At 65.5% G+C, this 15,894-nt stretch carries 13 protein-coding genes and 1 pseudogene; 3 read left to right on the top strand and 11 right to left on the bottom strand.

Annotated elements, in window-relative coordinates; all coding sequences use genetic code 11:
- Positions 1-358: 358 nt before the first annotated feature.
- Both D2V17_RS17350 and D2V17_RS17345 read left to right on the top strand, forming a co-directional pair.
- A complete protein-coding gene (locus D2V17_RS17350; RefSeq protein WP_119594293.1) occupies positions 359-862 on the top strand; it encodes a DUF6644 family protein in 504 nt (167 codons plus the stop codon).
- A gap of 16 nt (positions 863-878) precedes the next feature.
- Positions 879-1,463 carry a DUF6644 family protein gene (locus D2V17_RS17345; protein WP_119594291.1) on the top strand — a complete coding sequence of 195 codons (585 nt, stop codon included), beginning with the start codon at positions 879-881 and terminating at the stop codon, positions 1,461-1,463.
- Between the two features lie 64 nt (positions 1,464-1,527).
- On the opposite strand, the gene D2V17_RS17340 is transcribed toward D2V17_RS17345, so the two are convergent.
- From D2V17_RS17340 to D2V17_RS17305, 8 genes are all read right to left on the bottom strand, one after another.
- Positions 1,528-3,639, bottom strand: coding sequence for an outer membrane protein assembly factor BamB family protein (locus D2V17_RS17340; protein WP_119594289.1), 2,112 nt, complete (start codon positions 3,637-3,639; stop codon positions 1,528-1,530).
- Positions 3,640-3,736: 97 nt separating this feature from the next.
- Positions 3,737-5,392, bottom strand: a complete 1,656-nt coding sequence (locus tag D2V17_RS17335) for a carboxylesterase/lipase family protein (protein WP_119594287.1) — start codon at positions 5,390-5,392, stop codon at positions 3,737-3,739.
- Positions 5,393-5,484: 92 nt separating this feature from the next.
- Positions 5,485-6,606, bottom strand: a complete 1,122-nt coding sequence (locus D2V17_RS17330) for a hypothetical protein (RefSeq protein WP_119594285.1) — start codon at positions 6,604-6,606, stop codon at positions 5,485-5,487.
- Between the two features lie 56 nt (positions 6,607-6,662).
- On the bottom strand, positions 6,663-7,772 hold the full coding sequence (locus D2V17_RS17325) for a hypothetical protein (protein WP_119594283.1): 1,110 nt from the start codon (positions 7,770-7,772) through the stop codon (positions 6,663-6,665).
- Positions 7,773-7,842: 70 nt separating this feature from the next.
- On the bottom strand, positions 7,843-9,795 hold the full coding sequence (locus D2V17_RS17320) for an outer membrane protein assembly factor BamB family protein (protein WP_119594277.1): 1,953 nt from the start codon (positions 9,793-9,795) through the stop codon (positions 7,843-7,845).
- Between the two features lie 151 nt (positions 9,796-9,946).
- On the bottom strand, positions 9,947-10,609 hold the full coding sequence (locus tag D2V17_RS17315) for a hypothetical protein (RefSeq protein WP_191229263.1): 663 nt from the start codon (positions 10,607-10,609) through the stop codon (positions 9,947-9,949).
- On the bottom strand, positions 10,606-11,316 hold the full coding sequence (locus tag D2V17_RS17310) for a HupE/UreJ family protein (RefSeq protein WP_119594275.1): 711 nt from the start codon (positions 11,314-11,316) through the stop codon (positions 10,606-10,608). Before D2V17_RS17310 ends, D2V17_RS17315 begins: the two co-directional genes overlap by 4 nt.
- Positions 11,300-11,812, bottom strand: coding sequence for a hypothetical protein (locus D2V17_RS17305; RefSeq protein ID WP_119594273.1), 513 nt, complete (start codon positions 11,810-11,812; stop codon positions 11,300-11,302). The genes D2V17_RS17310 and D2V17_RS17305 overlap by 17 nt, the downstream gene beginning before the upstream one ends.
- Positions 11,813-11,996: 184 nt before the next feature.
- Between D2V17_RS17305 and D2V17_RS17300 the strand changes: the two genes are divergently transcribed.
- Positions 11,997-12,392 carry a c-type cytochrome gene (locus D2V17_RS17300; RefSeq protein WP_119594271.1) on the top strand — a complete coding sequence of 132 codons (396 nt, stop codon included), beginning with the start codon at positions 11,997-11,999 and terminating at the stop codon, positions 12,390-12,392.
- A 67-nt stretch (positions 12,393-12,459) separates the two neighbouring features.
- Here D2V17_RS17300 and D2V17_RS17295 read toward each other — a convergent pair whose 3' ends face one another.
- From D2V17_RS17295 to D2V17_RS21465, 3 genes and pseudogenes are all read right to left on the bottom strand, one after another.
- Positions 12,460-13,431 (bottom strand): VOC family protein, encoded by a 972-nt coding sequence (locus D2V17_RS17295; RefSeq protein ID WP_119594269.1) that lies wholly within the window; start codon positions 13,429-13,431, stop codon positions 12,460-12,462.
- A gap of 10 nt (positions 13,432-13,441) precedes the next feature.
- On the bottom strand, positions 13,442-15,406 hold the full coding sequence (locus D2V17_RS17290; RefSeq protein ID WP_119594267.1) for an outer membrane protein assembly factor BamB family protein: 1,965 nt from the start codon (positions 15,404-15,406) through the stop codon (positions 13,442-13,444).
- A gap of 46 nt (positions 15,407-15,452) precedes the next feature.
- A pseudogene (locus D2V17_RS21465) lies at positions 15,453-15,894 on the bottom strand (alpha/beta hydrolase); the annotation flags it as partial.

Genomic DNA, 15,894 nt, shown 5'->3' with positions numbered 1-15,894 from the left:
CGGGCATCTTGTTGATTCTGTCCTAAACTGCGGCTGGTTATTTGACAATGCCTTCTCGCCACGAAAAGCCCGGAGGGGGCCTGTGGCGGCGATGCTGGCTGCGAAATTTCCGCAAGATACGGAAAGTATGGCCTTTATTCGCTCTCTCTGCGTGTAGAAACATAGTGTACGAAAAATTGCACTTAGTAATGAAGTATGGCAATTAGGCTTGGCGGAAAGGCAGATCACCGCTAGCGGGAGTGCGAGAGGGAGCTTCGGACAGGATCAATCTGGCTGCGGCAACAATCCCTGACAACGAGCCAAAACAACGAGGGGTACAGGGCCGATGGGCGATTTACTTTTCAATATAACGGACTGGATGAGAGGCACGGTCCTGCTCGACTGGGCGTTCTGGATGCAGGAAACCGCGTTCAGCCTGTTCATGGTCGAGAACTTCTGGAACGTGCCGATTGCCCAGGCGATCCATATCCTTTCCATCGGTGCGGCCTTCGGGTCGGTGCTGATGGTTGTGCTGCGCGTGAACGGCATGGCCGGGGCGGGCCTGACCTTCGAGCAGACCGCCGCGCGCTTCGTGCCGTGGGTGCGCTGGAGCCTGCTGGTCATCGTGCTTTCGGGCCTGTCGATGATCATGGCCGAACCGGTGCGCAACATGATCAACGCCGTGTTCTGGATCAAGATGATCGCGCTGATCGTGATGGTGCTGGTTTCGCTGTCGTGGATCGGCTCGGTTCGCGCTGCCGCGCAGACGGCGGGCGCTGCCTATGTCGGCACCAGCGGGGCGAAGAGCACCGGCTGGGTCATCATGGCGCTTTGGTGCCTGATCATCGTGTGCGGTCGCTGGATCGCCTACGTGCCGGTGTAAGGGGGAGTTTCAAGACATGTATTATCCTGAACCGACGACGATCTGGGAATCGATCCAGTATTCTCCGCTCGGCATTTTCATCGCCGAAAGCACCTGGGCCTTCCCCACGATCGAGACGATCCACGTGATTGCTCTCGTCACCGTGCTTGGCACGATCTTCGTGATGGACCTGCGCCTGCTGGGTGTCGCCTCGAAGAACTATCCGGTCACCGCGATGAGCCGTGACACATTGAAATGGACATGGGGCGGGTTCGTGCTGGCGGCGATCACCGGCACCTTGCTCTACGTCTCCAAGACGTCGAGCTACATGATCAACCCGTTCTTCATGGGCAAGATGGCGCTGCTGGCGATTGCTGGCCTGAACATGGCCTATTTCCACTCGGTGACGTGGAAGACGGTCGACAACTGGGACACCTCGCCGGTCGTGCCGACGGGGGCCAAGGTGGCGGGGATCACCTCGCTGATCTTCTGGATCACCATCGTGTTCTTCGGCCGCGCTATCGGCTTCACGCTGGGCATCTACGATTGCTACATGGTGGGCCAGGGCGACAACGGTTTCATCGTCAACATGCTGGCCGGGATCGCCTGCGCGGGCGCCTGATCCCAACCTGACCAGACAACAAAAGGGGCAGGCGGACCGCGGTTCGCCTGCCCCTTTTCTTTGGTCACTCGGGCAGGGCGAAGATCGTGATGGCCGCTGAGGGCACCGCAGGCGTCGGCAGTTCAGGGGTGAAGCCGGGCAGTCCGAACGAGAGCGGATTTCCTGCCCCCGCCACCACCGCGATATATTGCTTGCCGTCCACCGCATAGGTGATGGGCGAGCCGTTGGGCACACCGGTGAGCGCACTGCGCCAGATCTGCGAGCCATCGTCCTGCCGGTAGGCGAGGAAGTCGCCGTCCATGCCGCCGGTGAACAGCAGCCCGCTGGCCGTGGCGAGCATCCCCATGTCGTAGGGCGCGCGGCGGCGGGTTTCCCACTTCACCTTGCCACTGGCCATGTCGATGGCCTGGACGAAGCCGAAATTGCCGTCGGAATCGGCGGGGGCCGCGTAGTAGATGTTGACCCCGCTGCTGAGGAACCCGCCCTCAGCCACCGGGCGCATCTCCATGCAGGTGTCGCGCGCGTTGACGAACAGCGTGCCGGTCGCCTCGTCGAAGGATGTGGGGCTCCAGTTGCGCCCGCCGCCAGCGTGCGGGCACATGAACACCGAACCCCGATCACGGCCCGGTATCTTGCTCGGATCGACGCTCTTGCGGCCCGTCACCGGATCAATCTGAGTAATGAAGTCCTGAAAGCCCATGTCGGCGGTGGAGATATATTCGCCGGTGGCGGCATCGAGCGTATCGAACAGGCCCTCCTTGCCGCCGGTCATCACCACGTGGCGGCGCTGGCCGTTCACATCGAGATCGCCGATCACGCGTTCGAACACCCAGTCGAGGTCGTACTGGTCGTTGGGCACGTGCTGATAGTACCACTTCAGCTCGCCGGTGCGCGGCACGAAGGCGAGGGTGGAGTTGGTGAACAGCCCGTCGTTGTTCGCACCCGGCAGGGCGTCGCGATAGGGGCCGGTGTCGTAGGTCTGCGCGACACCCCACAGGGCGAGGCCGGTCTCGGCGTCATAGGTGCCGCTGGTCCAGACCGAGCCGCCACGCCGCTCTGCATCGGGCACGCGGTTCCAGGTGTCGCCGCCCTCGGTGCCGGTCTTGGCGACGGTGTCGAAGGTCCACAGGGGCTTGCCGGTTTCGGCATCGAAGGCGGCGATCAGCCCGCCGCCGGGCTCCTGCGTGGCGAGGCCGGTCATGATCACACCATCGGCGGCGAGCGGACCGCCGTTGCTGCGCATGCCGGGGCGGTCGGTGATCTTGACGTCCCACGCCGGCCGCCCGCTGCGCGCATCGAGCGCCACCAGCGCGTTGTCCGAAGTGGCGACGTAGAGCTTGTCGCCATAGAGCGCGATCGCCTTCTTGGAGAGCGGCAGGACATCGTCGGGCAGACGCCGGTCATAGCGCCACAGCTGGCGTCCGTCGGCGGCATCGAAGGCGAACACGCTGTCGCCGAAGCCGAACACGTAGAGCACCCCGTCGCGCACCAGCGGTTCGTTCATCATCGCACCGGGCGGCAGCGCCTGCGACCAGGCGACCTGCATGGTGGCGATGTTTTGGGGTGTGATCTGCGCCAGCGGCGAATAGCCTTGCCCATTGTGCCCGCGCCGCCAGCTCAGCCAGTTTTCGGGCGCCGGATCGGACAGCATGGCCTCAGTCACGGGGGTGTAGTTGGCAAAGCGGTCCACCGGCTCGGGTGAGGCGGGGAAGGGATAGCGGTCGGTGATGCCGCCGATGCCCAGTTCGTTGCCCTGCTCGCCCACAGGAGCGGCGGGCAGCTGCGGACCGGCGAGCTGGCCACCGGTAAAGCCCAGCGCCGCTTCGCCCGTCGCGCCATTTTCCGACAGGATCAGCGCAGCGAGATCGACATAGTCGGCCTCATCGAGCGCGCTGGAGCCGCCCGGCGGCATCGAGCGGTGGATATAGTCGAACAGTTCGGCAGCGGGCACTTCACCCCATTTGCCGAGGAAGGCACCGCCCTTGAGCGCTCCGGCGAATTGCCCGCCCGCAAGGTCCGCGCCATGACACATCGCGCAGTGGACGGCGAAGGTCTGTCGCCCGCGCTCCACCTGCTCTGCAAAGCCCGTGGCCGACTGCGCGGTAACCGCGCCAGCAAACCCCATTGCCGCCAAGCCAGCCGATGCCAGCAGCAGCGTCCCCATTTTCCGTGTCATGCGCAGCTCTCCCAAAGCGCCTGTCGTGTCGCGCCCTCGGCTTTATGCCTTTGGAGCGCAGCCCGAACCTATCGGCGCGGTAGGGCGGGCGCAATTGCTACTCGGCGATGCCAAGCGGTGTCGCCACCTTGTCCGCGAACAGGGCATCGTAAAGCAGCACCTTGGCGGGCGAAATCCAGTCGCCGACACCGGTGTTGGCGCCGTCGAGCACCATCACCTTGCCATCGGGCACGGCATCGACCTCGGGCCACTGCGGCAGCCCCGCGCCGTTGGGGTCGCCAGTGGCGGCGAAGTTCACCCAATACTGGCTGACGAGGTCGGCAAAGGCCTCTTCTTCCGGGTTGCCGCACATCTGCTCGACCGACGAGCCGCCGGGGAAGGTGCGCGGGGCGCACAGGTTGTCGAACACGTAGGGGATCTCGCCCGTATGCGCGGCGCCGAGGTTTGCGCGGCCCTCGTCATAGGGCGGATCGTGGCGGAACCAGTAGTGATAGGCCTTCTGGCCGAGCTGCGCCTGATATTCCGCGAACTGGCGGTGCAGCCAGCTCATGTTGTCGCCGAAGGGCCGGGTCGCCATGGCCTGCGCCTCGGCATCGGTGCTGACCGGATAGGCCGCGCGGCCCAGTTCGACCTGATCGCCCCAGCGCATGGCTTCGCTCGCGTTCCAGCTGGCGAGCGTGGCGGGCGGGCCGAACAGAGCGGTGAAGCTGCCTTCGTCCTCGTTCGAACCGGTCAGCACGTCGACCTTCAACTGGCGGCCCTCGGCAAAGGTGATCGAGAGGTCTTCGGGCACGATGCGCCCGTCGATGATCATGCCCTGGCCGGGGATGGCTGCGAACACCTCCTCGGCGGGCAGGGCGCGCAGCTCGGCAAGGCTGGTGGTGCCGAGCTTCTCCTGCGCGGCGGCAAGACTGCGCTGTTCGGCGGCCTCGCGCGGGACCATGGGGGCGATGTTTAGGCCCATCCAGTTGCCGCTTTCGCTGATGACGCGGGTGATCAGGCCCTCAGCCGGAGGAGCGCCAGCGAGCGCGCCGTTCATCGCCGCGCCCGCGCTTTCGCCGAAGATGGTGACGCGCGAAGGATCGCCGCCGAACGCTGCGATATTGTCCTGCACCCATTGCAGCGCGGCAATGGCATCGCCCATCGCCTGATTGCCCGAGTGGCCGTCGCGCGCGGTAAGCTCGGGGTGGGCGAAGAAGCCGAGCGAGCCGACGCGGTAGTTGAACGTGACCACGACCACGCCCTTCTTCGCCAACTGGTCGCCCTGGCTGAACGGCGAGGAACCGCCGCCTTCGTTATAGGCCCCGCCATAGAGCCACACCATCACCGGCAGTTTGGCATCGGCCTCGTCGGCCGGGGTCCAGACGTTGAGATAGAGGCAATCTTCCGACATCGGCGGGCTGTCGGGCATATCGGTGGCGGAATTGACCGGGAAGCGTTGCGGAGCAGGGTTCTGCACACAGGTGTTGCCCCACTTATCGGCCCGGCGCACGCCTTCCCAGTTCGCGGCTGGCTGCGGCTGCTCCCAGCGCAGGTCGCCCACCGGCGGCGCGGCAAAGGGAATGCCCTTGAACACCGTGATGCCGTTGAGCTTGCCATCCGTGCCCTGCACGGCGCCGTTGCGCGTCATCGCCACCTGCTCGGGCGGAGCGGCTTCGGCTGAAGCGGGCGCGCTGTAGCTGGTGGCACAGGCAGCGAGGCCCAGACAGGCCATGGCGGTGAGTGCGCTACGCGCGGCAGGCGAGGTGGGCATCGGTTGGCATCCCTGTTGTATGTCGCGGCCTTCTGCGGGCCGGATTGGCGGTTGGCGGACACTCGCCGGAGCGCCCGCCAACGATCATGCGCTTAGTGCGAGCTGTTGCCCGCCGCGTCTTCCTCGCTCAGCGCTTCGAGACCGGCGCGCGAAGCGGTGATGTAGTTGCGCGGCTGCACGTTGCCCTCGTGGCAGGCATATTCGAAGAAGGCGTATTCGTCGTTCTTCGTCCAGTCGAGGCGCGCGGTCCACTTGTTGGTAAAGACCTCGGGGTCATTGTAGGTCAGCTCGTAGACGACGTGGCCCGGATCGGTCATCGTCAGGCGCTCGGTGACCCTGGCGTTCACACCGGTGGGGATGGTGTTGAACGGCGGCACGCCCATGGTCGCCATGTTGAGCGGCGAGGGGCCACGGTTGTAGGTATCGTGCGAGACGCTGTCACCGGCGACGATGTTGGTCGTCTCGATCACCAGCGTGTTGCCTTCCCACCAGCCGATCGACTGGCCCATCCACGCGCGCACGTCATCGGGCCAGCGCATGGCATCGGCGGCAGCCTTGTTGGCCACGATGGGGATCACGCGGGCATCGTGGATCATCTCCAGCTGGATCACGACATAGCCCGGCGCCTGCATCACGCGGATGCCGTTGTTGTAGCGGAACGGGAACATCGAGGCGGGGAAGCCGCGCGTGATGCAGCGGTCCCAGGTGTCGAAATCGCCCAGCCACTCGAAGTCGGTGTTGGGGGTCCAGCTCGACCGGCCCGCCTGATAGCGCTTCTGCGCATCTTCGGTGAGGGCGGGAAGCTGACCATTGGCCGGATAGACCAGCAGCGAGGTGCGGCGGCCCGAGGCATCCGATTCCACCCAGTGGCCCATGCCGATGGTGCCGGCCTCTTCCTCAGCAGCATAGGCAGCATCCGAACGGCCCGCCTGTTCCTGACGTGCGGCGAATTCCTCTTCGGTGAGGTAGAAGCGGTCGCCATATTGCGCCGGGCGGTTCATCGGCAGGCTGGCGATGTTGTCGATCGGATAGGTGCCGCGCAGGTCGGGGTCGCCCCAGCTGGTCCTGGGTGGATCGAAATCGGTCGGGACGGGCGCGATGGTGGTCAGATCGTCGGGCACGACGTTCTGCGCCGCTGCGGGCATCGCGAGCGCCAGCGAACTGGCCGACAGAACGAACATGGTTCGTCCGAGCATGGTCTTCAAAGTGGTCATTGCGTTCTCTCCTGAAAGCGGTTGGCGGCCAGACCCCCGTCAGGCCACCATGAAAATCAATCTTCGCGGCGTTTTAGGCCTCCTGCGGCCGGGTCCATCGCCGGGGGCGGCCCGGCGTTCTCGCCCACCGGTTCGAGCATCAGGCCGCGGGCATATTCCTGCTCGCGCCGGGCGCGGTCGGACGTGATGTAGCCGCGCAGCTGCACGTTGCCTTCGTGGCAGGCGTATTCGAACATCTGATAGTCGTCGTCGCGCGTCCAGTTCACGCGCAGGGTGAAGGGCGCGGTCCAAACCACCGGGTCTTCATAGGTCATTTCATAGGTGATCGTGTCGGGCCCCACCATGGTGAAGCGCTCGACGACCTTCGCCTGCTCGCTCACCGGGGTGGTGTTGTTGGCCGGAACGCCGAGCGTGCCGTTCGAGAACACCGAAGCGCCGGTGGTGAGGTTGGTGGTCTCGACCTCCAGCGTGTTGTGATCGACCCAGCGGCCCCGGCTCGACCCATACCAGCCGGTGACGGCCTCGGGCCAGTGCCCGCCTTCGCCCACCGGAATGATGCGGGTGCCGAGCATCTCGATCACGATGGCGACCTGTCCGGGCGACTGGAAGATGCGCAACCCGTTGTTGTAGCGCGCCGGATACATCGCGGCGGGAAAGCCGCGCGTGATGCAGCGGTCGTAGCTGTCGAAGTCGTCGGTCCAGTCGTAGGTCTGGCCGATCAGCCAGCTTGACCGCATCAGGGCCGAGCGGCGGCGGCCTTCGTCGGTCCATTCGGGCAGGCGGCCATCGGCGGGCGAGACCACCATCGAGGTGCGGCGCACCCCGGCCTGATACTCGATCCAGTGGCCAAGCCCGATGGTCGACTGCTCGTCCTCCACCTCATAGGCCTCTTCGAGCGCATCGACCTTGCCCTGTTCGGCGGCCATTTCCTCGGCCGTCTTCCAGAACCGGTCGCCATAGCGTTCGGGGCGGTTGACCGGCAGGTCGGCGATGTCGTTGATCGGCCAGCTGCCGCGCAGGTCAGGCTCGCCCCACGAGGTGAGGCTCGGCCGATAGGCATCGGACACCGGCGGCATCACGGTGAGGTCTTCGGGCACCTCCTGCGCCGCAGCGGGCAGGGCCAGCGCGAGGCTGGCAGCGCCGATCAGGAACAGTGTTCGTGGCATTGCGTCTCTCCCCCATTGGTGCGCGCCGCTGCCTGCGCTGGACGCGGCAGCGGCACGCCGCGCGTCACCGTTACTGACCCTCCGGCAGAGCGAAGGTCACGTACTTGCTCGGCCCCGGCTCGGGCAGGCCGAGGCCGCCCGCGAAGTGGCCCACGCCGCCCACCGGCACGGTGATATATTGCCGTCCGTTCAGCGAGTAGATTGCGGGCACGCCCTCGGTCGCGGCATCGAAGCGGTATTCCCACAGGACTTCGCCGGTATCGGCATCGCGGGCGCGGAAGGCGCGGTCGGTCGCGGTGCCGACGAAGATCAGCCCGCCCGCCGTCGCCACCGGCCCGCCACGCGGAGCCTGCGCACCGACGCCGGTAATGCCCTTCTCCTCCAGCGTGAGGATCTCGCCGTTGGGCACCTCGTAAAGCTTCTCGCCCGTGGTCATGTCATAGGCGGTGAGCAGCGAGAACGGCGGTTCGATCGGCACCATGCCGTTCGACTGCAACCAGAAGTTGGTCGGCCAGCGATAGGGCATCACATCGGGGTCGCCGTGGTTGGGCATGGCGGCCAGCGCGCTTTCGCGCTTGTCGGGCAGCAGGTTGAGTAGCAGCGGCAGCTCGCGGCTGACGACATAGACGCGCTTCCTCACCGGATCGCTGGCCACGCCGCCCCAGTTGGTGCCGCCGTTGTGGCCCGGCATTGAGACCGACCCGGTGCCCAGGCTCGGCGGGGTGAACAACCCATCGTTGCGCGCGGTGGCGAGCTGTTCGCGCACCTTGGCCTGATCCGCCTCGGGGATATAGGGATTGATCATCGTGGCATCGAAGTGATCGCGCCCGAACCGCTCGGGCCAGGTCGGCACCGGCTGGGTCGGCGAGCTGTGTTCGCCCGGCACGTCCGACTGCGGCACGGCGACCTCCTCGATCGGCCAGACGGGCGTGCAGTCGCGCCGGTCGAGCACGAACAGGAAGCCCTGCTTGCTGGGCTGGATGACGACCGGCACATCCTTGCCATCGTGGCGGATGGTCATCAGCTTGGGTGCGGTCGGCAGGTCGTAGTCCCACAGGTCGTGGTGGACGGTCTGGAAGTGGCAGACGCGCTCGCCGGTTTCGGCATTCAGCGCCAGCACCGAGTTGGCGAACAGGTTATCGCCGGGCCGGTTGCCGCCGTAGAAGTCGTAACGCGCGGTGCCGGTGGGGATATAGGCGATGCCCGTTTCCTCATCGATCGTGAATTCCGACCAGTTGTGAATACCGCCGAACTTCTCGCGATCCGCCGCAGGCCAGGTGTCCGAGCCGAATTCGCCTTCGCGCGGGACCACGTGGAACACCCATTTCAGCGCGCCGGTGCGCACGTCATAGGCGCCGATGTCGGCGGGTGAGGAGGCGTAGTCATAATGCCCGGCGGGCAGGGGGACGATGAAGGTATCCTTGTAGATGCGCCCCGGATTGTCGTTCATCAGCGGGCCGTTGGGGGCGGTGCCATCAGGCCGGAGGATGCCGCGCAGGTCCACGCCGCCATCGGTGCCGAAGTCGGCGAAGAATTCGCCCGTCTTGGCGTTGATGGCGCGCAGGCGGCCATCGTTTTCGACCATCAGCCGCTCTTCGGTGCCGTCGGCGCTGGCCCAGTAGGTGATGCCGCGCGCGCCGATGCGGCCCTCGATGTTCGAGCGCCACAGCTCGGTGCCCGTGGCGGGGTCGAGCGCGACGAGATTGCCGTCGCCCGCGAGTACGATCATCCGTCCGCCCGCCACGATCGGGTTGAAGCGCGGCGGCTGGCCTTCGCCGGTGGGGAATTCCCACGCGACCTGGAGCTGGCTCACATTGCTGCGATTGACTTGGTCAAGCGGGGAGTATTGCGCCGAATCCTGGCCGCCGAGATAGGCGTCCCACTCGACGTTCGCCAGCGAGGGCGCGACGTGGCCAGCGCCTTCGGAGGAGACCGTCGAACAGGCGCCGAGTGCCAGCGCGAGCGACGCGCCCACCAGCAGACCCAGCTTGCGACCCCATGCCGGCTTCGTTTCGGTTGCCATACTCAATCCTGCTCCCACACCTGTGTGCAGCCGCTTTCGGCTGATCCCGAAAGCTGCCTAGCCTCTTCACAGGGCATTCAACAAGGGGCAAAAAGGTATCGAGTTTGACAAAATCCGAAATAGTGGCGTGCCGGCAGGGATCGCGGGGGGCTTATTCCCCGCTGTCTTCGGTGCGCATTTCGTGCCCGGCGACGGTGCCCTCGGGGCCGGCTTCTGCGCCTGCGAGCGGGCGGTCGATCTCGGCATTGGCGGCGTAGATAGTTGAGTTTGTCATTCCGCCGCTGGCCTCAAGCCGCACGGTGACATTGTCCATCGAACGGTTCTGCCAGTACCAGCCATGGATGCCGGTAAACGCGGGGATGTAGATGCCCTGCATTTCGTGCGCATCGCCGATGCCATAGCTCTCGGTCATCTCGGTGCCGCCCTCGAACGGGTGGGCATGCATGTCGTAGTGCAGTTCGCCCGTACCGGACCAGCGGAAGGCGACCTTGGCGCCTTCGGGGATCGTGTACTTGAACTCGACCGATTCGAACGGGGCGAGTTCGTATTCCCATACGTCGGTCACGCCGGCGATCGGGGCAGGCGCGCTGTCGGACAGGACCAGCACCTCCTGCCTGGCCATCCGCTCGTTGCCGCGCACGGTTTCCTCGCCGAGCGGATCGGCGATCTCGGTCAGGCCCAGCTTGGCACCCACGCCGGTGGGATCGTAGCCGGTCTCGGCGGGCAGCACGAACAGCACCGTGACAGCACCGGCAAGCACCACGAGGCCTCCAACGATCAGGGGGAGTTTCGACTTGGTGGCGGTCTGGGTCATGATGCAAAATATCCTGATAATTGTACGAAAGTGAGCAGGAGGCCGACGCAGATCAGCGCCACGTTGGCGACCCTGGCGAAGGTGGCGAAGCTCGCCCGGTCGCGCCATGCGCCGAGCAGCAGAACCACGAAAGTGAGTACGAGAACCTGCCCTAGCTCGACCCCGATATTGAATGATATCAGGTTGATAAGCAGGCCATTGGAGGACATGTCGAGGTCCATCACCTTGGTCGCGAGGCCCAGTCCGTGGAACAGCCCGAACACGAGAACAACGATGCGGGTATCGAAGTTCAGGCCCAGCCGGGCGAAGCCGCCGAGGTTCTCGACGCCCTTGTAAACCACCGAGAGCCCGATGATGGCATCGATGATATGGGCATTGCCGCCGATTCCCAGCAGCACGCCGCCCAGCAGGGTGAGCGAATGGCCGATGGTGAACATCGACACATAGAGCACCACGTCCTTCAGCCGGCGCAGGAAGAACACCACGCCGACAAGGAAGGCGATGTGATCGTATCCCGTCACCATGTGCTTGGCGCCGAGATAGAGGAACGGCAATGGCGCCGCCCCGTCGATCGACTGGACGAAGGCCTTGTCCCCTTCCGCCACGTCATGCGCCAGCGCGGGCGCGGCCAGCGTCAGTGCGACAAGCGCGAGCACCGCCATCGCGGCCAGCGGCGCGGCAGAGGGTTTGTCAGGTGCTCCGGGCATCGCCAGTAGCCGCTTCCAGCTGGGCGGGCGGGTACATCTGATGGCAGGCCGAGCACACGTTGTAGACGGTGCCGCCCACCTCGAACACGGCATCGGGGTCCTGATCGAGTGCAGCCTGTTCGGCCTTCTTCGATACCTCTTCGAGCGCATTGGCAAAGACCGGCCAGTCGTCGCCGCGGCCCTTGGCATAGCCTTCGCTCTGCAAATCCCTCGCGAACCCTTGCAGCTTGCGCGCTGCCTCCACGAGCTTGGCCCAGTCCGCATCGGTCCTGGGTTCGAACTCCTCCTCGACCACCGACCCATCGGGTTCGAGCCGGCTTTCGAACCGCACCGCGCCCCAGTAAATGTCGGTCGTCGGCTGCACTTCGTTCGCCATCATCTGCTGCACGGTGCCGTACGGCAGATCGGCTGCTTCGGGCTCGCTGCTGCAAGCCGCCAGTGTCAGCAGCGGGAGAAGGGCGATTCGGCTTGCGCGCAAGGGCAGGAATTTGATCATAGCAACCTCTCGTATTCTCTCAGACTGCCGCCAAGCTGACAGGTTTTGTTGACAAAGTCTGTTTTTTCGCGTCAAGCGCCCTTGCGTAAATCTGTCGTAAAGCTTGGGCTGTCCATAGCAAGGTCGACAAGAAGTCGGGAATATTTTCTGGCTCGATAATTACATAGTGGAAGGATTTTTTGGAATGGCTTTCGAGACGACCGCACTTGGCAAATGGACCCGTGCCGGCATCGCGGCGATCGGGCTCGGGGCGCTGGCCGTGCCCGCCATCAGCGCGTTGGCCATGCCTGCTGAAGAGCCTGCCGCTCCGGCGGCTGCCGAGGCCCCGCTGACCGAGGCGCAGATGGCCGAGAGCAAGGCGCTGTTCAGCCAGTTCAGCTGCGGCGCGTGCCATGCGCTGGCCGAAGCTGGCGGCACCGGCCACATCGGCCCCGAGTTCGACGGCAACGAGGGGATCGACAAGGACTACATCGTGACCATGGTCAGCAACGGCCAGGGTGCCATGCCGAGCTTTGGCGGGATGATCGATGAAGCCCAGATCGAGCAGCTCGCGACCTATATCATGCAGGTCAAGAAGTAAGCACCGCACGCCCGATCCGCTGACCGAAGGGCCGGAAAGCAGTTGGCTTTTCCGGCCCTTTCGCTGTTCAGTTGGCGGGCGTAATCGGCGGGGTGCTGGCGCTGGTCTGGGCGAAGTAATTGGTGACTCCGTCCGGATCGTTGAGCCAGACCGTGGTGAGCCCGAAGCCGGTCAGCCGGTTAAGCGGGGTTTCCACCGGAATGCCGCGATGCTTGCCGCGCGCGTCGACCAGCGCCGCATCGCTCACCACATACTGGATGCCCGAGGAGCCGGTATCGGCGGGCAGGTTGTCGCCCATCTTGTAGAGCAGCACCGTGGTCTCGCCGTGGGCATAGGGGTAGATCGTGGTGCCGAGGATGGGGGCCTCGTAAGGAGGCAGTTCTTCCAGCCCCACGAAGTCGCGATAGAATGCGCGGCTTTCCTCGATGTTCGAGACATGGATGCCCACGCCGACGCCATCGTCGGAATGGTCGAGCGCATCGGGCGCAGCGATCAGCACGATGTCGAGCCCCGCCGGATCGCTGACCAGCGCCTGTTTCGCGCCATCGGGCCGCTCGACGAACTCGGGCGCGGCGAAGCCTGCCGCCACGAACCGCTCGCGCACCGTGTCCGCATCGGGATAGCGCAGCATCAGGAAGCGAATGCCCGTGCCGCCCTTGTAGCCGCCTGCGAGGTTGTACAGCCGGTCGCCCTGTTGCCCCGCCGAAAGCTTGATCTGCATCGCGCCGACCCCGGTGAGGATCATCTGCTGCGTGCTGGTGAGCTGGATCGGGTTCAGCGCGTGCAAGGCCAGTGCGCCGGTGTAGAACGCCGTCATCTGCTCGGTCAGTTCGCGCGGGAAGCGGCGGAACACGTTCATGCCCTGGGCGGTGAACAGTTCGGCGTTGTTCGCCTCCAGCTGCGCCTCGCTCAGCGCGCCGGGCTTGTAGGCGAGATCGGGATCGGTATCGAGCACCGCGCCTTCGGGCGTGGTGACTTGCGCCACGGCAGGGCTTGCCGCCAGCGCGAGGGTGGCGACCCCCAGCAGGATTGTGCGCATTTGTCCTCTCCTAGTTATCGGGCAGCGCCCAGACGATCACCCGTTCAGCATTGGCCGGGGCGCCGCTGGCGTCAAGCACCGGTTCGGCGGTTCTGCCGGTGGCGACCACTGCGAGATATTGCCGCCCGTCCTTGCCGAGATAGCTCATGGGGATGGTCTGCGCGGCATAGTCGAGCTGCTCGCTCCACACGAGGGCGCCGGTCTGGCTGTCGAAGGCGCGAAACACGCCGTCGCTGGTCGCGCCGATGAAGACGAGCCCGCCGGCGGTGACGGTGGCCCCGCCGATCCAGTTCATCGCGCCGGTATCCTGCTTGCCCTCGGCCAGCTGCGGGGTGGTGCCGAGCGGAGTGGCCCAGGCGATTTCGCCGGTGTTGGCATCGACCGCGACCATCCGGCCCCATGGCGGGCGGATGCAGGGCAGCATCACATCGCGCCCCTCTGCGTCCTTGAACCTGGCGTTGAAGCCCGAATAGGCGCCGGGCCCGATCAGGCTGCCCCGGTCATAGGGCTGGGTCGAGCCGCGTGTGCCGTTGCCGTAGTTGCCATTGGGGTCGCGCTCCTCGATCCAGCCGATCGAGCCGCCCTCGCTGATATTCACATAGACATAGCCGGTGGTGGGATCGGCCGCGCTGCCGCCCCAGACCGAGCCGCCATTGTGCGGCATGTTGATCGAGGCGCGCGGCGGATCGCCCTCCTTGTGCAGGAAGAACGGGGTAAAGGGCCCCGCGTTGAAGAACTGTCCGCCGTAGCTATCCAGCAAAGCGCGGCAGGCGGCGGCGTGTTCCTCGTTGGTGTCCTCGGCGGTGACGACATCCTCCGGGTTCCACCACATGCGATTGAGCGGCTCGGGCTTCACCGGGATCGGCTGGGTGGGGGAATACCATTCGCCCGGCACATCGCCGCGCGCCACCAGTTGCTCGCGCACGCCGTGGACGGGTTCGCCGGTGTTACGGTCGAGGATGTACATCAGGCCGTTCTTGCCGGTGAGCGCCAGCGCCCTGATCGGCGTGCCGTCCTTGACCACGTCGACCAGCACGGGCGGGGCGGGCAAGTCCCAGTCCCACAGCTCGTGGTGGATCGCCTGAAAGTGCCACTTGTACGCGCCGGTATCGATATCGACCGCCACCAGCGAATTGGCGAACAGGTTGTCGCCCGGCCGGTCGCCGCCCCAGTAGTTCTGGCCGGGGCTGCCGAGCGTCATGTAGAGCGTGTTGGTCTCGATATCGGCGGTGGTGTACCAGACCCACATGTTCGCGCCGGGGCGATCCTTCCAGCCATCGTCGAGCCAGGTCTCGTGGCCGAATTCGCCCGGATGCGGGATCGTGTTGAAGGCCCATTTGAACGCGCCTGTCACGGCATCGAAGGCGCGGGTGTCGCCATCCGGCCCCTTGTCCAGCTCGGGCGTGAGCGCGCCGATCACCAGCGTGTCGCGGAAGATGCTCGGCGAGTAGGAATAGTTTGCCCCGTCGAACGGGGCCACGCCATCGGTGCCGAAGCCTTTTGCCAGTTGCCCGTCCGAGGCATTGATCGCGACCAGCGCATTGCCGGTCGAATAGAACAGCCGCGCCTCGTGCGTCGCGTCGCCCGGCCAATAGGTGACGGAGCGGCGCACTGTCGCTCCCTCGACCTGATGGCGCCAGATTTCGCGGCCGGTGTCGGCCTCCAGCGCGACCACGGCATCGCCGGTGGGCAGGTACATCCGCCCGTCGATCACCACCGGCACCGTGCCCGCCATGATCGATCCGCCACCTTGCGGACGGAGGCGGAATTCCCATGCGCGCTTCAGCTTGCCTACCGTCTCGCGCGAAATCTGATCGAGCGGAACGTAGCGCTGGCCCGAATGATCGCGGGCATAGAGCGGCCAGTCACCGGGCGGATATTCCTGCGCAATCGCGGGGAGCGCCTCCTGCGCCTGCGCCGCCGCGAGTCCGGCGAACAGGCTTGCCGTGACCAGCGACTTGATGAAAATCCGCATTACCCCATCCCGGTTGACTATGTCCTCCGGCAATTAGTTACAAAAACTAACTATTTGTCAAGTCCTGTTCGCCGATCCAGCCGGAAAGCAGCGCCGCGATCTGGTCGCTGTTGCGTTCGAGCTGCATCGCGTGGCCATTGCCGTGGATGCCGCGATCTTCGAGCCGGAGGTGCTCGACGCGGCAACCGGCCTGCGCGAGGAAGTGGACCATCGCGTGGTTGTCGCCCGCCATCCAGCTCGCCTCGGCGGTGACGACGACAATCGGCATTTGCGCGAGGTTGGGCAGGCGGCGCGCGGGTTCGGCCTGCACCTTGTAGGCGACCAGACCTTCGCCGGGCGAGGGCTGGTCGGCGCTGGCCAGCGTGTCGCCCTCGGCGAGCGGTGGGTCGAAGCTGAGCGGGGCATGGGTGATGCCATAGGGCAGCGCGCCACTGATCGCCGCGAACGGCGGGCCAAGCGGCTCCACCGCCACCACGGCACGCACCAGT

This window comes from Aurantiacibacter xanthus, from assembly GCF_003584015.1.
Taxonomy (GTDB): Bacteria; Pseudomonadota; Alphaproteobacteria; order Sphingomonadales; family Sphingomonadaceae; genus Alteraurantiacibacter; species Alteraurantiacibacter xanthus.
The sequence above is the reverse complement of the archived record's forward strand: the minus strand, read 5'-3'. Positions and strand labels throughout refer to the sequence as shown.

Coding starts and splice junctions, on each gene's coding strand:
- D2V17_RS17350 (WP_119594293.1), top strand. CDS start 359: ATGAGAGGCACGGTCCTGCTCGACTGGGCGTTCTGGATGCAGGAAACC.
- D2V17_RS17345 (WP_119594291.1), top strand. CDS start 879: ATGTATTATCCTGAACCGACGACGATCTGGGAATCGATCCAGTATTCT.
- D2V17_RS17340 (WP_119594289.1), bottom strand. CDS start 3,639: ATGACACGGAAAATGGGGACGCTGCTGCTGGCATCGGCTGGCTTGGCG.
- D2V17_RS17335 (WP_119594287.1), bottom strand. CDS start 5,392: ATGCCCACCTCGCCTGCCGCGCGTAGCGCACTCACCGCCATGGCCTGT.
- D2V17_RS17330 (WP_119594285.1), bottom strand. CDS start 6,606: ATGACCACTTTGAAGACCATGCTCGGACGAACCATGTTCGTTCTGTCG.
- D2V17_RS17325 (WP_119594283.1), bottom strand. CDS start 7,772: ATGCCACGAACACTGTTCCTGATCGGCGCTGCCAGCCTCGCGCTGGCC.
- D2V17_RS17320 (WP_119594277.1), bottom strand. CDS start 9,795: ATGGCAACCGAAACGAAGCCGGCATGGGGTCGCAAGCTGGGTCTGCTG.
- D2V17_RS17315 (WP_191229263.1), bottom strand. CDS start 10,609: ATGACCCAGACCGCCACCAAGTCGAAACTCCCCCTGATCGTTGGAGGC.
- D2V17_RS17310 (WP_119594275.1), bottom strand. CDS start 11,316: ATGCCCGGAGCACCTGACAAACCCTCTGCCGCGCCGCTGGCCGCGATG.
- D2V17_RS17305 (WP_119594273.1), bottom strand. CDS start 11,812: ATGATCAAATTCCTGCCCTTGCGCGCAAGCCGAATCGCCCTTCTCCCG.
- D2V17_RS17300 (WP_119594271.1), top strand. CDS start 11,997: ATGGCTTTCGAGACGACCGCACTTGGCAAATGGACCCGTGCCGGCATC.
- D2V17_RS17295 (WP_119594269.1), bottom strand. CDS start 13,431: ATGCGCACAATCCTGCTGGGGGTCGCCACCCTCGCGCTGGCGGCAAGC.
- D2V17_RS17290 (WP_119594267.1), bottom strand. CDS start 15,406: ATGCGGATTTTCATCAAGTCGCTGGTCACGGCAAGCCTGTTCGCCGGA.